This window comes from Acinetobacter sp. NIPH 1852 (assembly GCF_022549455.1).
Taxonomy (GTDB): Bacteria; Pseudomonadota; Gammaproteobacteria; order Pseudomonadales; family Moraxellaceae; genus Acinetobacter.
Map to the genome: position 1 here is coordinate 49,769 of NZ_JAKZGG010000008.1, position 15,517 is coordinate 65,285.

The 15,517-nt window shown below is 39.0% G+C and carries 13 protein-coding genes; 7 read left to right on the top strand and 6 right to left on the bottom strand.

What is annotated here, in order from left to right; all coding sequences use genetic code 11:
• Positions 1-323 precede the first annotated feature (323 nt).
• Entirely contained in the window at positions 324-2,042 is a 1,719-nt protein-coding gene (locus tag MMO38_RS08150; protein WP_241323214.1) for a GGDEF domain-containing protein, read from the top strand.
• A gap of 3 nt (positions 2,043-2,045) precedes the next feature.
• Here the strand turns inward: MMO38_RS08150 and MMO38_RS08155 are convergent, their stop codons facing one another.
• From MMO38_RS08155 to uvrA, 3 genes are read right to left on the bottom strand one after another with little or no spacing between them, the layout of a single operon-like run.
• The gene (locus MMO38_RS08155; RefSeq protein WP_004683502.1) at positions 2,046-2,657 is read right to left on the bottom strand and encodes a hypothetical protein; all 612 of its coding nucleotides are present in this window, start codon (positions 2,655-2,657) and stop codon (positions 2,046-2,048) included.
• Entirely contained in the window at positions 2,654-3,571 is a 918-nt protein-coding gene (locus MMO38_RS08160) for a hypothetical protein (protein ID WP_004683501.1), read from the bottom strand. Before MMO38_RS08160 ends, MMO38_RS08155 begins: the two co-directional genes overlap by 4 nt.
• A 29-nt stretch (positions 3,572-3,600) precedes the next feature.
• A complete protein-coding gene (uvrA, locus tag MMO38_RS08165) occupies positions 3,601-6,435 on the bottom strand; it encodes an excinuclease ABC subunit UvrA (RefSeq protein WP_241323215.1) in 2,835 nt (944 codons plus the stop codon).
• Between the two features lie 367 nt (positions 6,436-6,802).
• On the opposite strand from uvrA, the gene MMO38_RS08170 reads away from it, so the two are divergent.
• The 3 genes from MMO38_RS08170 to MMO38_RS08180 all read left to right on the top strand — a co-directional run bounded on the left by MMO38_RS08170 (position 6,803) and on the right by MMO38_RS08180 (position 8,809).
• Positions 6,803-7,405, top strand: a complete 603-nt coding sequence (locus MMO38_RS08170; RefSeq protein ID WP_241323216.1) for a TetR/AcrR family transcriptional regulator — start codon at positions 6,803-6,805, stop codon at positions 7,403-7,405.
• A gap of 3 nt (positions 7,406-7,408) precedes the next feature.
• Complete coding sequence (locus MMO38_RS08175) at positions 7,409-8,386, top strand: zinc-binding dehydrogenase (protein WP_241323217.1); 978 nt, start codon at positions 7,409-7,411, stop codon at positions 8,384-8,386.
• A gap of 69 nt (positions 8,387-8,455) precedes the next feature.
• Positions 8,456-8,809 carry a DUF1304 domain-containing protein gene (locus tag MMO38_RS08180; RefSeq protein ID WP_005194008.1) on the top strand — a complete coding sequence of 118 codons (354 nt, stop codon included), beginning with the start codon at positions 8,456-8,458 and terminating at the stop codon, positions 8,807-8,809.
• A gap of 144 nt (positions 8,810-8,953) precedes the next feature.
• On the opposite strand, the gene tenA is transcribed toward MMO38_RS08180, so the two are convergent.
• Entirely contained in the window at positions 8,954-9,628 is a 675-nt protein-coding gene (tenA, locus tag MMO38_RS08185) for a thiaminase II (RefSeq protein WP_005194007.1), read from the bottom strand.
• Positions 9,629-9,803: 175 nt separating this feature from the next.
• Here tenA and MMO38_RS08190 point away from each other — a divergent pair, with 175 nt between their 5' ends.
• From MMO38_RS08190 to ssb, 3 genes are all read left to right on the top strand, one after another.
• Positions 9,804-10,886 carry a DUF475 domain-containing protein gene (locus MMO38_RS08190; protein WP_241323218.1) on the top strand — a complete coding sequence of 361 codons (1,083 nt, stop codon included), beginning with the start codon at positions 9,804-9,806 and terminating at the stop codon, positions 10,884-10,886.
• Between the two features lie 136 nt (positions 10,887-11,022).
• Complete coding sequence (locus tag MMO38_RS08195) at positions 11,023-12,387, top strand: MFS transporter (RefSeq protein ID WP_241323219.1); 1,365 nt, start codon at positions 11,023-11,025, stop codon at positions 12,385-12,387.
• Between the two features lie 51 nt (positions 12,388-12,438).
• Positions 12,439-13,002, top strand: coding sequence for a single-stranded DNA-binding protein (gene ssb / locus MMO38_RS08200; protein ID WP_241323220.1), 564 nt, complete (start codon positions 12,439-12,441; stop codon positions 13,000-13,002).
• A 170-nt stretch (positions 13,003-13,172) separates the two neighbouring features.
• On the opposite strand, the gene MMO38_RS08205 is transcribed toward ssb, so the two are convergent.
• Together MMO38_RS08205 and MMO38_RS08210 are read right to left on the bottom strand one after the other, a co-directional pair.
• Positions 13,173-13,529 carry a hypothetical protein gene (locus tag MMO38_RS08205; RefSeq protein WP_171496143.1) on the bottom strand — a complete coding sequence of 119 codons (357 nt, stop codon included), beginning with the start codon at positions 13,527-13,529 and terminating at the stop codon, positions 13,173-13,175.
• Between the two features lie 128 nt (positions 13,530-13,657).
• Entirely contained in the window at positions 13,658-15,298 is a 1,641-nt protein-coding gene (locus MMO38_RS08210; RefSeq protein ID WP_241323221.1) for a sel1 repeat family protein, read from the bottom strand.
• Between the last annotated feature and the right edge of the window lie 219 nt (positions 15,299-15,517).

Below are 15,517 nucleotides of genomic sequence, written 5' to 3' on the forward strand. Positions count from 1 at the left end.
CTTAAAAAAAGCCCAACTTTAACGAAAAAGTTGGGCTTGGAAATAGGATGTTTATACTTGGGGGAGAAAACATCCTAGAGGGTTAAAAGTTCAGATTCAGATATTGCTTGGCTTGATTAAATTATGTGCGGACAAGCCTGATTTGTGAAATTGATAATTTTTATCTTTAGAATCTATTTATTCAATAGTCTTGCTGCTAGGTGATTTGATCAATGATATTGAGAAAATTGAAAAAGTTGCTGTGGTTGAGAAAACACAGGTAAAATCATTTTTTGTTTAAAAATACATCGGAATGGCTTTTTTGAAAAAGACAAGGTGGGTTAATGGGGCGTAACTTAAGGCGCGTTAAATTACGTTCAGAACAAATCAGCCTTCGACTTTTTGTTTGCATGGCGATTATTATTTTATCCATTCTATATATTTCTATTCCTTTAATTCTTAATAGTTTTCAAGAATATAATAAAACAAATCAGGTTTTGAGTGAAATCACCAGCTTACGTGCATTAGTCCAAACAGCGAATAAGATTTCCAGAGAGCGCGGACCTGCAAATAAGGTTATGTCGAGTACATCAGAAGAAATAGTAAAAAATAAACAGGAATTGGCAGAGTTTAGATTAGTCGTTGATGAGCAGATTAATGAAACAGTATCTATTTTAAATCAAGCAGGTTTTAATTCAGTAGCAACACAGCTCCAAACTAATTTGAAAGTAAAATTAGAGCATGCGCGTAAAATCGTTGATGCTTATGCGGAAATACCACAGTCTCAGCGGACATCACCGCAACTAGATCATGCCATTTTAACAATGTTCAGTGTTTGGGATAACAGTCGTGAGCTTCTTAATGAGTTGATGGCGCAGTCGAAAAGTAAAGACAGTAAGATGTCGAACTATTTTATTTCAATATTGATTCTAACGGATATGCGTGATCAGGCAGGACGAGTTGCATCTAATGTTATGGCACCGATTACTTTTTCTGAAAAAATTTCTGATATAAACCGTGCAAGGACTTTGCAAACGGAGCATCAGGCTAGATATCTTTGGTCCTTGGTTGATGTCATTCAACCGCAATATATGAAAACTTCAGATTACATTCGATTACACCAACGTGTAAGAACGGAGTTCTTAGAGCAAGGATTACCTATCATCCGTAGATTATTGGATGAAAGTCAAAATAATCAAACGTATTTTTTAACAGGGACGCAACTGACAGAGCAAATTGTTGATAAATACACCACCGTCATCGATCTACAAAAGTATATTTTGGATTACAGTGTGCTTATCGCAACGCAACAGAATAAAAATGCCAAACAACAGTATTTTTTTACACTATCTATTTCAAGCTTATCATTATTAATTGCTTTATTTACGATGATCTATACCAAGAGAAAGGTGTTTAGCCCTTTGATTAAAGCACGTGAGATGATTTTGGGTTTATCGGATACGATGCATGAACCACCTTCTCGTCAGAAATCAAAACATGAGTTTTATACCTTGTTTGAAGCGATTAATAAATTAAAAGTCATGCTTAAACAGCGTGATTTGATGGAGTCGCAACTCAAGCAAATTGCAAATACCGACACGCTTACGGGTGTATCAAATCGGTTGGCATTAGAAGAATATATTAATGATTTGACTGCTAAGCCCAATGCACTATCTCAAACATGTGTGTTTGCGATCGATATTGATCATTTTAAATTCGTAAATGATCAATACGGGCATCTGGTTGGCGATGAGGTGATCGCAATGGTTGCAGAACAACTTAAGCAAAATGTACGTGCTTCTGATCTTATCGTGCGTTATGGCGGTGATGAGTTCTTGGTAGTGATTGAAAGTATTCAAATGGAGGCAGCGAAAGCGATTGCGGAAAGTATTCGCTTAGGGATTGCTACGCAAAATATCGTTGTTACAAGTCTGGGGAAGGCGATTCAGGTTTCTGTCAGTATTGGAGTGGCTATTGGTGCAGAGAGTTGGTTAGAGCTTTTGGAAAAAGCAGATCAATCGTTGTTAAAAGCGAAAGCCAGAGGTAAGAATGTAGTGGTATAATTATTATCGATTGATTATTTTTCTAAATTTTGTAATTAAATCATAACATTCGACTTGATTTAATTCACGGCGATGATACTCGATATACTTTTCGTCTTGAAGTTCTGATGTGCCGAAAACATAAGCTATGTGTGCTTGATGCTTTAGTGTAGTCATCAATGAAATAGCGTAAGGTGAAATTAATTCACTTTTATGTGCTTGGTGTGATTTTAAAGAATAAGTATCACCTGCATTATAAATTGTCTCACTATCTATAAAAAGAAAACTAAGAGTTTCTTGATCTTTAATAATTGATTGATTGCCATTATAGCTTGTTTGATACACGGAGCATCGGAGACCTTTATTTTCCTTGGAATATTCGAAAATAGTATTTTTTAATGATCCGTATAAAATATAACTTTCAAGATCGAAAAGATGAGTGTGAATTGTGAAAGACTCCTGAGATAAAAGATTTTTATCCCAAAAATGTAATCTTATATCGCTACTAGCTCCTGTAGAAATTCTACAGCAGTAAAATCCCAAAGGATGTGTCGTAATTTTTAGTCTATTATCTAAAATAAACTGAAAAAGTTGCTCTGCATCAATATCTGTTTTGTGATTTATTTTGAAATTCATGAATATGGATCTGAAGGAGAATTAACTTTACATGCTATAGAATTATAATCTATAGCTAATTTTTGTGTATCAAAGTTAAAATAATTTTTGATTAATAACTCGATACAACATTTTCTAAGATTCTGATCTAATTCTATATTTGTTTCATTAGATAAATCAATTTTTTGGCTATGTTTTGAAATAACTCGAATATCTTCTAGATATGAATCATAAAAATAAGACCCTTTCGATGCAGATAACGCACTCGCCATAGGGTCTTCTTTAGTAACAACAGCTACTTCATCTGAAATATCAAACCTAAAAGATGAAAAAGTATCAAGATAAAACAATCTAACATCTAATAGTGGCTCACATTTGGAATATTTGAGAGCACTAATAGTAGACGCTAGGATTTCTTCTTGAACAATTTTTTGTGTCCACTGTTGTTTTGAGCCAGATTTTAAGCCACTACGGTAGATAGCATAATCTTTACAAAGTCTTTCATTTAATGGATTGAGAAGGTATATATCAATTGTACGTCCTAAACTATCTTCTCGAGCATATTTAGCCAATATTGGTAATGTCATTGCTCTAGTAAAGCGCCCACATGTACCTTTATAAATCCATTTTTTGGTTGAAAATGTATTTTGTTTAAGTAGTTGATTTATCTCTTTAGGCTCAATCACAGATATGGTTGACTTAAGATGTTTTTTAGGTGTGATAAACCAGATGAAATAACTAATAATGATAGTAATAAGAAAAGAAGCTATTAAAGTGTCTAATAGAATTCCTATAAATTTAGCTAAAGTTATTTTTTCATTTTCATCTATGAATGGTAATAAAAAGAAACGAAACAAAGTATATGTACAAAGACAAAGTATCACCATAACTATGAATGTTCGATGGTGATACTTTTTTAAAAAAATTTCTTCCATGTTAAATCTATATTTAAAAGATGTTCTTACTATATCAATAACATCGGCTTTAAGAAACGACCTGTATGCGACATTTCAACCTCAGCCACTTGCTCAGGTGTGCCTTCAGCGATGATTTGACCGCCACCCGAACCGCCTTCAGGTCCTAAATCAATCACCCAGTCGGCAGTTTTGATCACATCCAAATTATGCTCAATTACTACAATGGTATTTCCCTTGTTGCGTAGCTCATACAAGATGTCGAGTAGCTTGGCGATATCATGGAAATGTAGACCAGTGGTTGGTTCATCCAAGATATATAAAGTTTTACCTGTATCTCGTTTTGCCAACTCACGTGCCAGTTTAACCCGTTGTGCTTCACCACCTGAAAGTGTGGTTGCGGCTTGACCTAAACGAATATAACCCAGACCGACTTGCATTAAGGTATCTAAGCGACGGTGAATCACAGGAATCGCACTAAAGAACTCTGCAGCATCTTCCACGGTCATTTCCAAAACATCAGAAATGTTCTTGCCTTTATAACCAACTTCTAAAGTCTCACGGTTATAACGTTTGCCATGACAAGCATCACACGGCACATACATATCAGGTAAGAAATGCATCGCCACCTTGATCATGCCATCGCCCTCACAGGCCTCACAACGTCCACCTTTGACGTTAAACGAGAAACGACCTGCACTATAACCACGTGCTTTGGCTTCAGGCGTTTGTGCAAATAATTCACGAATTGGAGTGAATAAACCTGTATAAGTCGCAGGGTTCGAACGCGGAGTACGTCCAATCGGGCTTTGGTCAATATCAACCACTTTATCGAGATGCTGCAAACCATCAATCGAATCGAATTTTTCGGCAGTCAGTGTGGTTGCGCCATTCAGCTGAGTTGCAGCCAAAGGCAATAAGGTACGGTTAATTAAGGTCGATTTACCTGAACCCGAAACGCCAGTGACACAGGTCATGATGCCCAATGGAATAGTGAGATCGACATTTTGTAAGTTATGACCACTTGCCCCAGAGAGTTTGATAAATTCGTCTGGGCGTGGTGACAGGGTACGTTGCTTAGGTATCTCGATTTTCAGTTTGCCTGAAAGATACTGACCTGTAAGCGAGTCTTTATTGTTGGCAATTTCATCATAGCTGCCTTCACCGATAATGACGCCGCCATGTATTCCTGCACCTGGTCCAATATCAATAATATGGTCGGCAGCACGAATGGCATCTTCATCATGTTCGACCACAAGCACGGTATTGCCTAAGTCACGTAAGCGAACCAAAGTCTGCAACAAGCGATCATTATCGCGCTGATGTAGACCAATCGATGGTTCATCCAGTACATACATGACACCCATCAAGCCTGCACCAATTTGCGAAGCCAAACGAATACGTTGTGCTTCACCACCAGAGAGGGTTTCTGCTGAACGTGCCAGACTCAAATAATTCAAACCGACACTGACCAAGAAATGTAAACGCTCACGAATCTCTTTAAAGATTTTATCGGCGATTTCACCTTTTGCACCCTCAAGATTCAGGTCTTGATAATAATTTTCAGCATCACCAATCGACATTTTAGTGATTTGGGCAATTGTTTTATCTTTGACACGCACGTGACGAGAGATTTCATTGAGACGCGAACCATCACAAGCATCACAGGCGGCATTAGATAAATATTGCGCCAGATCATCACGTACATAATTTGATTCGGTTTCACGATAACGACGTTCTAAATGCGGCAATACACCTTCAAAGGCTTGAACACGGTTGTGTTTACGACCACGCTCATCGATATAACTGAGGTCGATCTTCTCTTTGCCTGTGCCTTGTAAGAATTTCTTTTGTGTGTCTTTATCCAGCATATTCCACGGTTCATCTAAGCCAATGCCAAAATGATCTGCGACTTTTTGCAACATGGTGTAGTAATACGGACGCTGTCTATCCCAACCTCGGATAGCCCCTTGGCTAATCGCGAGTTCAGGATTTGGAATCAGTTTATCTGCGCTGAAATGACTGCGTGTGCCTAGGCCATCACAGACAGGGCAGGCACCAAATGGATTGTTAAACGAGAATAAACGCGGTTCAAGTTCTGCCACAGCACGATCACATTTAGGGCATGAATGTTTGGCTGAAAAAACACGTTCAGGGTGTTCTCCATTCATCCATGATAAAACGGCAATGTCACTACCTAAACGCAGTGCTGTTTCAAAAGACTCTGCGATACGATTGCCTAAGTCATCACGGACTTTAAAACGATCCACTACCACTTCAATGGTATGTTTTTTCTTTTTATCCAGTTCAGGTGGGCTATCAATATCAATAATTTCGCCGTCGACACGTGCACGGACAAAACCTTGACCTTGTAATTGTTCAAACAGTTGAGTGTATTCACCTTTACGTTCACGTACCACAGGCGCAAGCAACATCAGTGCGGTGCCTTCTTCTAGCGCTTTGACCGCATCGACCATTTCTGAAACGGTTTGTGCCACCATCGGGAGGTCATGTTCAGGACAATACGGTGTGCCGACACGCGCATATAGCAAACGCAAATAGTCATAGATTTCAGTAATCGTGCCGACAGTTGAGCGAGGATTGTGGCTCGTGGATTTTTGCTCAATCGCAATTGCAGGCGATAAACCTTCAATGGAATCAACCTCAGGTTTTTCCATTTGCGAAAGGAATTGGCGTGCATAGGCCGAAAGCGATTCAACATAGCGACGTTGGCCTTCAGCATATAATGTATCAAATGCGAGCGATGATTTCCCTGAACCTGAAAGCCCTGTGATCACCACAAACTTGTCACGTGGAATATCGAGTGACACATTCTTTAAATTATGGGTACGTGCACCTCGAATACGGATATGACTTTGGCTCATTAAAACATCTCAATAATATGCAAATAGAAAATCAAACGACGTTGAACATTGATGTCATGCATCATCAATTATTCAATTTAAATGCAATGCTGGAAGATTCAGTACATCTAAATTTAAAATAATTTCTGAGCAGCATCTTACTGTTGAACAGGTCTTATATGATAGCGCCTTAAAATTGTTCAAGTGGTATAAAAATATTTAAAACGACAAATTGTGACGGTTAGACCACATTTATAACCACTGTCTCACGCTAACCGAGTTGTATTTTTATCATTCATTGCCACAGATATCTACAGCTAAGGTGTAGGCGAAGAAAAATACATAACTTTACTAGACGACTGGTCTAATATTAATTTATAGTATGGACATGAAACGATCAATGAAGAGTGAAGCAACTCGACAACACATTTTAGATACCAGTTTTGAATTGGTACTGCGAAAAGGTTTTGTCGGCGTTGGCTTACAAGAAATTTTAAAAGCCTGTGATGTGCCGAAAGGTTCGTTCTACCATTATTTTGCTTCAAAGGAAGCCTTTGGTTGTGCTTTGTTAGAGCAATATATGGCTGACTATAAAGTACGAATGGAACAACTTTGGCAGCAGAGCGAATCAAGTGCTTATGCACGGTTGATAGCTTTGTGGCAGGCGTGGATTGACGATCCTATTTATGGCAGTTGGGCAGAGAATTGTTTAATTGTGAAACTCGCGGCAGAGGTTTCTGATCTATCAGAAGACATGCGACAGATTTTGAACTTAGGTGTGCATCGGCTTACGCAACAGCTGGCTTTATTGCTGCAAGAAGGGCAACAGCAAGGTTCGATTCCGACACATCTTGACCCATTCAAAACAGCTCAAGTGATGTACCAACTATGGTTAGGTGCTGCATTGATGACCAAATTGGCACAGGACAAAGCACCATTACATTTGGCCTTAGAAACCACGCAACAGCTGTTACAACCGATACAGGAATAAATTATGCAAAGTATTATCCATCATCAATTTGGCGAACCCGTAGACGTTTTAGCGTTAGGTGATATGCCTCAACCTGAACCCAAAGCGGGTGAAGTACGTATCAAGACCATCATGTCTCCGATGCATAATCATGATGTTTGGACCGTGCGTGGTAGTTATGGCTATAAGCCGACCTTACCTGCTATTGGGGGTAGCGAAGCAGTGGGCATTGTCGATGCAGTCGGTGAAGGCGTTGATCAAAGTAAACTCGGTCAACGTGTAGCAGTTGCTGGTGTCCATGGAAGTTGGGCTGAATATTTTATTGCTCCTGCACACAGTATCATTGCTTTAAACGATGCGATTGATGATGAAACAGCAGCACAATTGATCGGGATGCCGATTAGTGCCTTGATGTTATTAGATTTCGTGAATGTTCAAGCAGGACAATGGTTGATTCAAAATACCGCCAATGGCGCAGTCGGTAAAACAGTTGCCATGATTGCACAGGCACGTGGTTTACAAGTCATTAACCTAGTACGTCGTACAGATGCAATTGCTGAGATGCAGGCTTTAGGTATCCAACATGTGGTTGCAACTGATCAGGAGGATTGGAAGCAACAAGTCAAAGCCATTCATGTGGATCAAACTCTGATTGCTGGGGTCGATTCAATCGGTGGAACGGCTAGTGGTGAGATGCTGAATTTGCTAAGTGAAAATAGTCTATTGGTTTCATTTGGCAGTATGACGGGCGAAACCATGCAGATTTCATCGGGTGATTTGATATTCAAACAAGCGACGGTAAAAGGTTTTTGGGCAAGTGTAGTGAATAAAGAAATGCCAGCAGAACGTAAAAAAGCGTTGTTTGTTGAGTTGTTAACGCTTGCGACGCAAAAGAAACTGATTTTACCTGTTGAGGGTGTTTTTAGTTTTGATGACATTAAAACGGCTGCACTGAAGGCGACTCAGGGCGCTCGTCAGGGTAAAGTATTATTAAAACCATAATTGGAAAAATAGCAGATCAGCCGTGCGGTTGGTCTGTTTAAGTTCAGACACAATAAAAAGGAAAAAAGTATGATCGGACAACTGCTCGTAGGATTGATTGCTTTATTGCATGTTTATATTTTAGTGCTTGAAATGTTTTTGTGGGATAAACCCGCGGGTTTAAAGGCATTTGGTAATAGCTTGGAAAAAGCACAACTGACCAAAGTCTTGGCACAAAATCAGGGTCTTTATAATGGTTTTCTTGCCGCAGGTTTATTGTGGTCGTTGTGTGCACCTGAAAGCTACGCATTGCCTTTAGCGAATTTCTTTTTAGGCTGTGTGTTGGTGGCTGGTATTTATGGTGGGCTGACCGCCAGTAAAAAGATTATTTATATTCAAGCTGTGCCGGCATTGATTGCTTTAATTGCGGTTAACTTTTTTTAATGGATAAAGGTATTCACTCGATCTCGTTTGTGTTTTAATGCAATCAGTTTGAGATGAGCCTCATACAGTATATCGGACGATACGATATACGACTAAGCCCCTTAATTGGGGCTTTTTTACGACGATATAAATGATTTTAATCGGTTAAATGTTGTCTAAACCGAACCATTGACGTTTTTGATAGGCACTGTCCCAAAACAACCACTCCAGTTTTGCACCCATGGTATAAGCCGCGTGCATTTTCGCTAAAGTATCTTCATCACAGCGCGCCGCTACTTTATCCACGGTCGCGATCACATTGCGTACCGCTGTATTAAATTCTTCACCTGCATATGTATCAATCCATGCTTGGTACGGGTTATTCGCAACCGATTGGCTTACGATATCTTTCCCCACTTCCGCGTAAATCCAGAAACAAGGCAGTAGCGCTGCCAAAATCACGGGATAGCTTTCTGACCAAGCGGTCGCTGTCAGGAAAGAGGTGTAATGATGGCAAGCGAGTGTCAAAGGTGTGTTTTCAAACTCGGTTTTAGTGACGTCAAATTCCTGCATAAAATCATTATGCAAACTGCGCTCAACAATAATCGCAATTTTGGCAGCCTCAGAAAACTGAATCACATCATCGGCATCAAAGGCTTTTGCTGCTGCAACCGCAAGCGCACGACCATAAGCCAATAAATAATGTGCATCTTGAATCACATAATGACAAAAAACCGTACGATCCAAGGTTCCCGCAGCAAGTTCTTGGTTAAAGGGCAAGGCTAAAATTTGTTGATATAAATCGTGGTTGCGTTGCCAAAGTGTTTGGGAAAAAGTCATCAATTGAACCTGTTAAAAAATGATAAAAATGCATCTTGTTAAAACTATAACAGAACTCCGTTTTAATCGCTTTTGATCTCAAAATAAGTCCAACAATCTGCACTATCTTTCGGCAAAAACTCGCCTACAATAGACACATTTTTATGACCCAACAATTTCGAATAAAAGGCTGCTCATGAAGCATTTCCGTTTTTCAATATTCTTTACGATCGTGTGCTTGGCACTGTCTGCTTATTGGGGCTATACGCATGGCCCTGAGGCGGGTGTGTCAACCATGCTCAAAGCCTTAACCATTACGGCCATCTTGGCCATTATGGAAGTTTCACTCTCATTTGATAATGCTGTTGTGAATGCCTCAGTGTTACGCAACTGGGATCATTTTTGGAAGATGCTATTCTTAACTGTCGGTATCTTAATCGCTGTATTTGGCATGCGTTTAATCTTCCCCGTTATGATTGTGGCTGTGACCGCAGACATGGGTATGATGGAAGTGGTGAAATTGGCACTGAATGATCCAAAGGCATACTCCGCACGCCTCATGGAACATCATCCTGAGATTGCTGCCTTTGGTGGCACATTCCTGTTAATGGTGTTTTTAAACTTCTTCTTTGATGATGAAAAAGAAACCCATTGGTTCCGTTGGATCGAATCTAAACTTGCGCATTTGGCCAGTGTCCCTGCGATGTCTGTGTTTATTGCATTGGTGGCGATGTTGATTATGGCGTCGCATGTCGATGAAGCGAAGCGTTTGGTTGTGACCATGGCGGGTATTTGGGGCATTGTGGTTTACATTGGCGTGAAAGTCTTAAGTCATTTACTGGGTGGTGAACCCGAAGTAGACGAGAGTGGAAATGCAGTAACCTCAGGTGCTGATGGTGCGTCGAAAGGTGTGGTAAAAGCAGGGATTGGTGGTTTCTTGTATTTAGAAGTGCTCGATGCATCTTTCAGTTTCGATGGCGTCATTGGTGCGTTTGCGATTACCAGTGATGTGGTAATCATCATGCTCGGTCTAGCGATTGGTGCGATCTTCGTGCGCTCGATGACGATTTATTTGGTCGAGAAGGGTACTTTAGAGGCTTATATTTTCCTAGAACATGGTGCGCACTATGCGATTGGTGCTTTGGCCTTTATCATGATTAGCAGTGGTACGGGTGTGCATGTACCAGAAGTGGTGACAGGTTTGATTGGTGTGGCATTTATTGTTTGGGCGGTGATCGCTTCTATTCAATATAACAAGCGACAGCAACAATTGTCTTAAGCTTGAATTCAGTTTACTGAATTAGCATGATATGAAGGGGCGGAAACGTCCCTTTTTAATTTTTTGGTTGTGTTTTTATTTAACGCTTTGTGAGCGGATGGCTTATAATCCGCTGAGCCAGTTTTAGTGTCTTGAAATGATGAATGCTTTAGAACGCCGTTCAACCTTTGCCTTAAGTAGCATTTTTGCCTTACGCATGTTGGGCTTGTTCATGATTATTCCTGTGTTTGCGGTTGCAGGACAATCATATCAATATGCAACACCAGCATTGATCGGTTTGGCGGTCGGCGTGTATGGACTGACCCAAGCACTGTTACAGATTCCATTTAGTTTGCTGGCTGATCGGTTTAATCGTAAGCCTTTGGTCATCCTTGGCTTATTGTTATTTGCACTCGGTGGTGCGATTGCGGCCATGTCAGAAACCATTTATGGGGTGATTATTGGTCGAGCAATTGCGGGCGCTGGCGCGGTTTCTGCGGTGGTCATGGCTTTGCTGGCAGATGTGACGCGTGAAGAGCAACGCACTAAAGCCATGGCGATTATGGGCATGAGTATCGGTCTGTCATTTGTGGTCGCCTTTAGCCTAGGTCCTTGGTTGACTCATCTCGTGGGAATCTCAGGGCTATTTTGGGTTACCACACTGATGGGCTTGATTGCGATCGTGATGTTGTCGTTGGTTCCCAAAGTCACACGCCATCATCGCAACTTTCAACAAGGCTATTTGCCACAGCTTAAACAAGTCATTCAGATGGCTGATTTGAATCGACTGCATGTTTCTGTTTTTTCTTTACATTTACTTCTCACCGCGATGTTTTTGTATGTGCCGTCGCAGTTAATCGAATATGCTCAAATTCCTTTGGCAAAACATGGTTGGGTGTATTTACCGTTATTGCTGATTAGTCTGTTTTTTGCTTTTCCAAGCATTATCATTGCTGAAAAATATCGCAAAATGCGCGGCATTTTCTTGTCTGCAATCGTAGGGATTATTCTCGGACTCTTTATTTTGATTTTTGGTTATGAATCAAAATATCTGTTATTGGTAGGTTTAGGTATTTTCTTTATTGCCTTTAATGTGATGGAAGCGCTATTGCCATCGTGGTTGTCTAAATCGGCACCGCTGCAATCCAAAGCGACTGCGATGGGGGTGAATGCCAGTGCCCAATTTTTAGGTGCATTTTGTGGTGGTATGCTGGGTGGTCAATTGATCATGTTACAGAATACTGCACTGGGTTGGAGTGTGCTGACAGTCATTGCTATACTATGGTTGTTGATTAGTTTTCGTCTCGCCCAGCCCCGTTATTTGTCTTCAGTGGTGTTTACATTACCTGAAATTAAACAAATGGATGAGTGGACTTCTAAACTATTGGCAATTCGTGGTATTGAAGAAGTTGTGGTGATGCCTGATCAGCAAGTTGCTTATATTAAAGTCGATAAACAGTGCTTAGATGCTGCCGCGCGACATGATTTAACGCAGCTGTTGGGGAAAGAGCTAGCCATTTAAGCATAACTCTTATAAAGTAAAACACAGAAATACATAGGATGATGACAGCAAATGCGTGGTGTGAATAAAGTAATTTTAGTCGGTACTTTGGGTAAAGATCCTGAAACAAAAACTTTTCCAAATGGTGGCTCGCTCACACAGTTTTCGATTGCAACCAGTGAATCGTGGACAGATAAAAGTACGGGCGAACGTAAAGAACAGACTGAGTGGCATCGTATTGTATTGCATAACCGTTTAGGTGAAATCGCGCAGCAATATTTGCGCAAAGGCTCAAAAGTGTACATCGAAGGTTCATTGCGTACACGCCAATGGACAGACCAAAATGGTCAAGAGCGTTACACCACAGAAATTCGTGGCGATCAAATGCAAATGTTGGATTCACGTCAGCAAAGTAGTGAACAAGGCGGTGGCGATTTCAACCAACCACGTTTTAATAACAATAATAATCAAGGCGGTGGTTACCAAAATACAGGTTATAACAATAACCAAGGTGGTCAGGGTCAAGGCAATTATGCGGGCAATCCACAAGCGGGTAATGGTTTTAATACACCAAAATCTGCACCACAACCTGCTGCGACAGCACCTGCTGATTTAGATGATGATTTACCGTTCTGACACCTACTAGAGATATACTTTTGTAAAGTTTATAAAATTATTCTTTATTGATAGAGTGTTATAAAAAAGTTTACAGACATTAGAAATAATTCTGTAAACTTTTTTTATTTTGATAGTGAGGCTCCAAACATTGTTCAAAGCCTCATCCTGATAGAGAATAATTTAAGAATTTACGCTTTAATTAAGGGTAGATCCTCCTCAGGTGGGCGTTTTGTTTCTTTAGCGCATTTGGTTCGAATGTTTTTAAATCTATTCTCCCCACTTTCTAGTCTTTTTATGTTTCTAAATTCAGTAGCTGCCCGTAGAGCTGCATCTTCAAAAGAACATGTTTCTGAGTCACGTATCTCTTGAGTCATTTCTGATAAAACAGCTTCTTCACCAAATTCTAAGCAAGCCATATTGAAATGATAGTGTTCTTTACCAGCCTTATATACAGATTCTGCTGCTAATGTTGCGCGCTGAACTTTTTTCATATTTATTTCCTCTTTTAATAGGGAGTATCTATTAAAAATTAAACCTTGTTTCAATTAGAATCATATATTTTATTAGCGTGTATATAGATTCTAGAGTTTAGGTAAATCATAGTTTTTAAAGAAAAAAGTTCTAAAAAAACTATATGTATGATGGATTAAATTAAGCTTTTGTTGAGATATTTTTAATTTTTCAAAATCCCTAACACTGTGAGATTATCGGCAGAATAGTCATAGTGTGTTATAAGATTTTTATTGATTACTATTCCAAAATTAGCTAATTCATCTAAGACGGCATTCTTTACTTCTTGAGATAACTCAATCCCTTGATGGGCTGCTTTATTAAGCCAAAAATATGACTCGAGAAGTTTCTCAGAGTTATCGCTGTAAAATTCATACAGATAGTAGCCTAATTGATGCTGGCATTTACTATGATTTAGCTCTGCACCCTGATGGAAATAATTTATTGCTTTATCATAGTCTGGCTCTATAAGTTCACCATTACTATATAAAATACCTAGCATAAAAGCTGCTTCAGGCTCCTTGGGCAGTATTTTTTCTAAAATTTCTGATCCTAAATCGATGTCTTGTTCACATTTGATACCTGCAGAAATTGCACAAGCTAGGATAATTCGATTCTCATTAGTAATTTTAGAGCGATCTAGAAAATCAAAACCTAATATGGTATTTCGTGGTTTAATAGTACTGCCTCGTAGGTAAGCATTGGCTAAATGCTCAATAGCTAAATTTGATTGAAATTTTTCAGCCAAGTGGCATAACTCAAAATAATAATTTGTATATCCATGTTCTTCAAATTCAAATTCGAATGCTAGTTCAATACAATCTAGATTATTAAATTGAAGACCTTTTGCTATTAATTCTTTTGCTTTATTAATCTCTACAGCCCCGCCTCGGCCATGTAAATACATTTTAGCTAGGCATCCTATTGAGTCATCATTTCCTAAAGCGATCGCTTTTTGGTGGTATTCTCTAGCTAATTTAGGGTGGTATTCAAATATACCATCTAGATCGTGACCATTACCTAATGCATGCAATGAATGATTATCACCTAAAGAGGCTGCACGTAAATATAACTCCTTTGCTCTTGTTAAATCTTTTTGAACGTAGAGTCCCTGACGGTACATATAGGCCAATTGATTTATAGCTTCACGATGATTTTTTTCAGCACAAGTATTGAAGCGTTCATATGCTGTCTGATAATTATGATCAATTAAAGATAGTAAAGCTAATAGAAATTTAGCTTCGATATCACTATTAGTTTGATCAAGCTTCTGCAATAAAAAGGATGTATTTGTGCCTCCTTTTTTATCAGAAATATACTGTTCACCAATTAATTTTTTTAGAAAAACTATTGTAAGAGGTGACCTTTGATCAACGAGCCATTGACATTTACCCATTGAACTTAGGAGGGGCATGTTGTATTTCAAAAAGTTACATAAAGCAGGAATCTTATCTTTTACGACAAATTCAATATAATTTTCCCAAATAACTTTAAATTCTGAAGGAGTGATTTTAAAATCTTTGGAAGAAGGCCATGGCCATAATAATGCAGGTATATTGAAATCTATTTCAAATTCTTTAGAGATCAATTGTGGCAATTTTACAATCACAGACGGGGTAATAATCAGAGGATTCTCAGGAGAAAATTCAGCTCTGAAAGCCTTATAATCATCAAAATTAAAAGCTTTCGCTACCAAATCTAAAATAATATATTGTTTACACTGGAAGTTATTAAAGCTACCAGAAGAAAGGTAGTGTTTTAAATTACTTGCTAAAGAAGTAAGGTGTTTTTCTGTATGAATCATAATAAAACTCACAAACCATCAACTACAGGTAGTTCATAAAACTGCCTATAGTTTCGTAAAAGATGATTTGGTTGTTCTAACTACAAATTTTTTTGTAATTGCCCAGTCCCCGCACTAATCTATTTTTACCTATTAATAGGCCGAAAAGCACCTGCGCTTTTTTTACAGTAAATAATGGCTACTTAAAATGCAAGTATCAATTATCATATTTTTACTTAT

Bases quoted from the DNA above. Each gene is read 5' to 3' on its own strand.
- uvrA (WP_241323215.1), bottom strand. From the start codon at position 6,435: ATGAGCCAAAGTCATATCCGTATTCGAGGTGCACGTACCCATAATTTA.
- MMO38_RS08210 (WP_241323221.1), bottom strand. From the start codon at position 15,298: ATGATTCATACAGAAAAACACCTTACTTCTTTAGCAAGTAATTTAAAA.
- ssb (WP_241323220.1), top strand. From the start codon at position 12,439: ATGCGTGGTGTGAATAAAGTAATTTTAGTCGGTACTTTGGGTAAAGAT.
- MMO38_RS08195 (WP_241323219.1), top strand. From the start codon at position 11,023: ATGATGAATGCTTTAGAACGCCGTTCAACCTTTGCCTTAAGTAGCATT.
- MMO38_RS08155 (WP_004683502.1), bottom strand. From the start codon at position 2,657: ATGAATTTCAAAATAAATCACAAAACAGATATTGATGCAGAGCAACTT.
- tenA (WP_005194007.1), bottom strand. From the start codon at position 9,628: ATGACTTTTTCCCAAACACTTTGGCAACGCAACCACGATTTATATCAA.
- MMO38_RS08150 (WP_241323214.1), top strand. From the start codon at position 324: ATGGGGCGTAACTTAAGGCGCGTTAAATTACGTTCAGAACAAATCAGC.
- MMO38_RS08170 (WP_241323216.1), top strand. From the start codon at position 6,803: ATGAAACGATCAATGAAGAGTGAAGCAACTCGACAACACATTTTAGAT.
- MMO38_RS08180 (WP_005194008.1), top strand. From the start codon at position 8,456: ATGATCGGACAACTGCTCGTAGGATTGATTGCTTTATTGCATGTTTAT.
- MMO38_RS08160 (WP_004683501.1), bottom strand. From the start codon at position 3,571: ATGGAAGAAATTTTTTTAAAAAAGTATCACCATCGAACATTCATAGTT.
- MMO38_RS08175 (WP_241323217.1), top strand. From the start codon at position 7,409: ATGCAAAGTATTATCCATCATCAATTTGGCGAACCCGTAGACGTTTTA.
- MMO38_RS08190 (WP_241323218.1), top strand. From the start codon at position 9,804: ATGAAGCATTTCCGTTTTTCAATATTCTTTACGATCGTGTGCTTGGCA.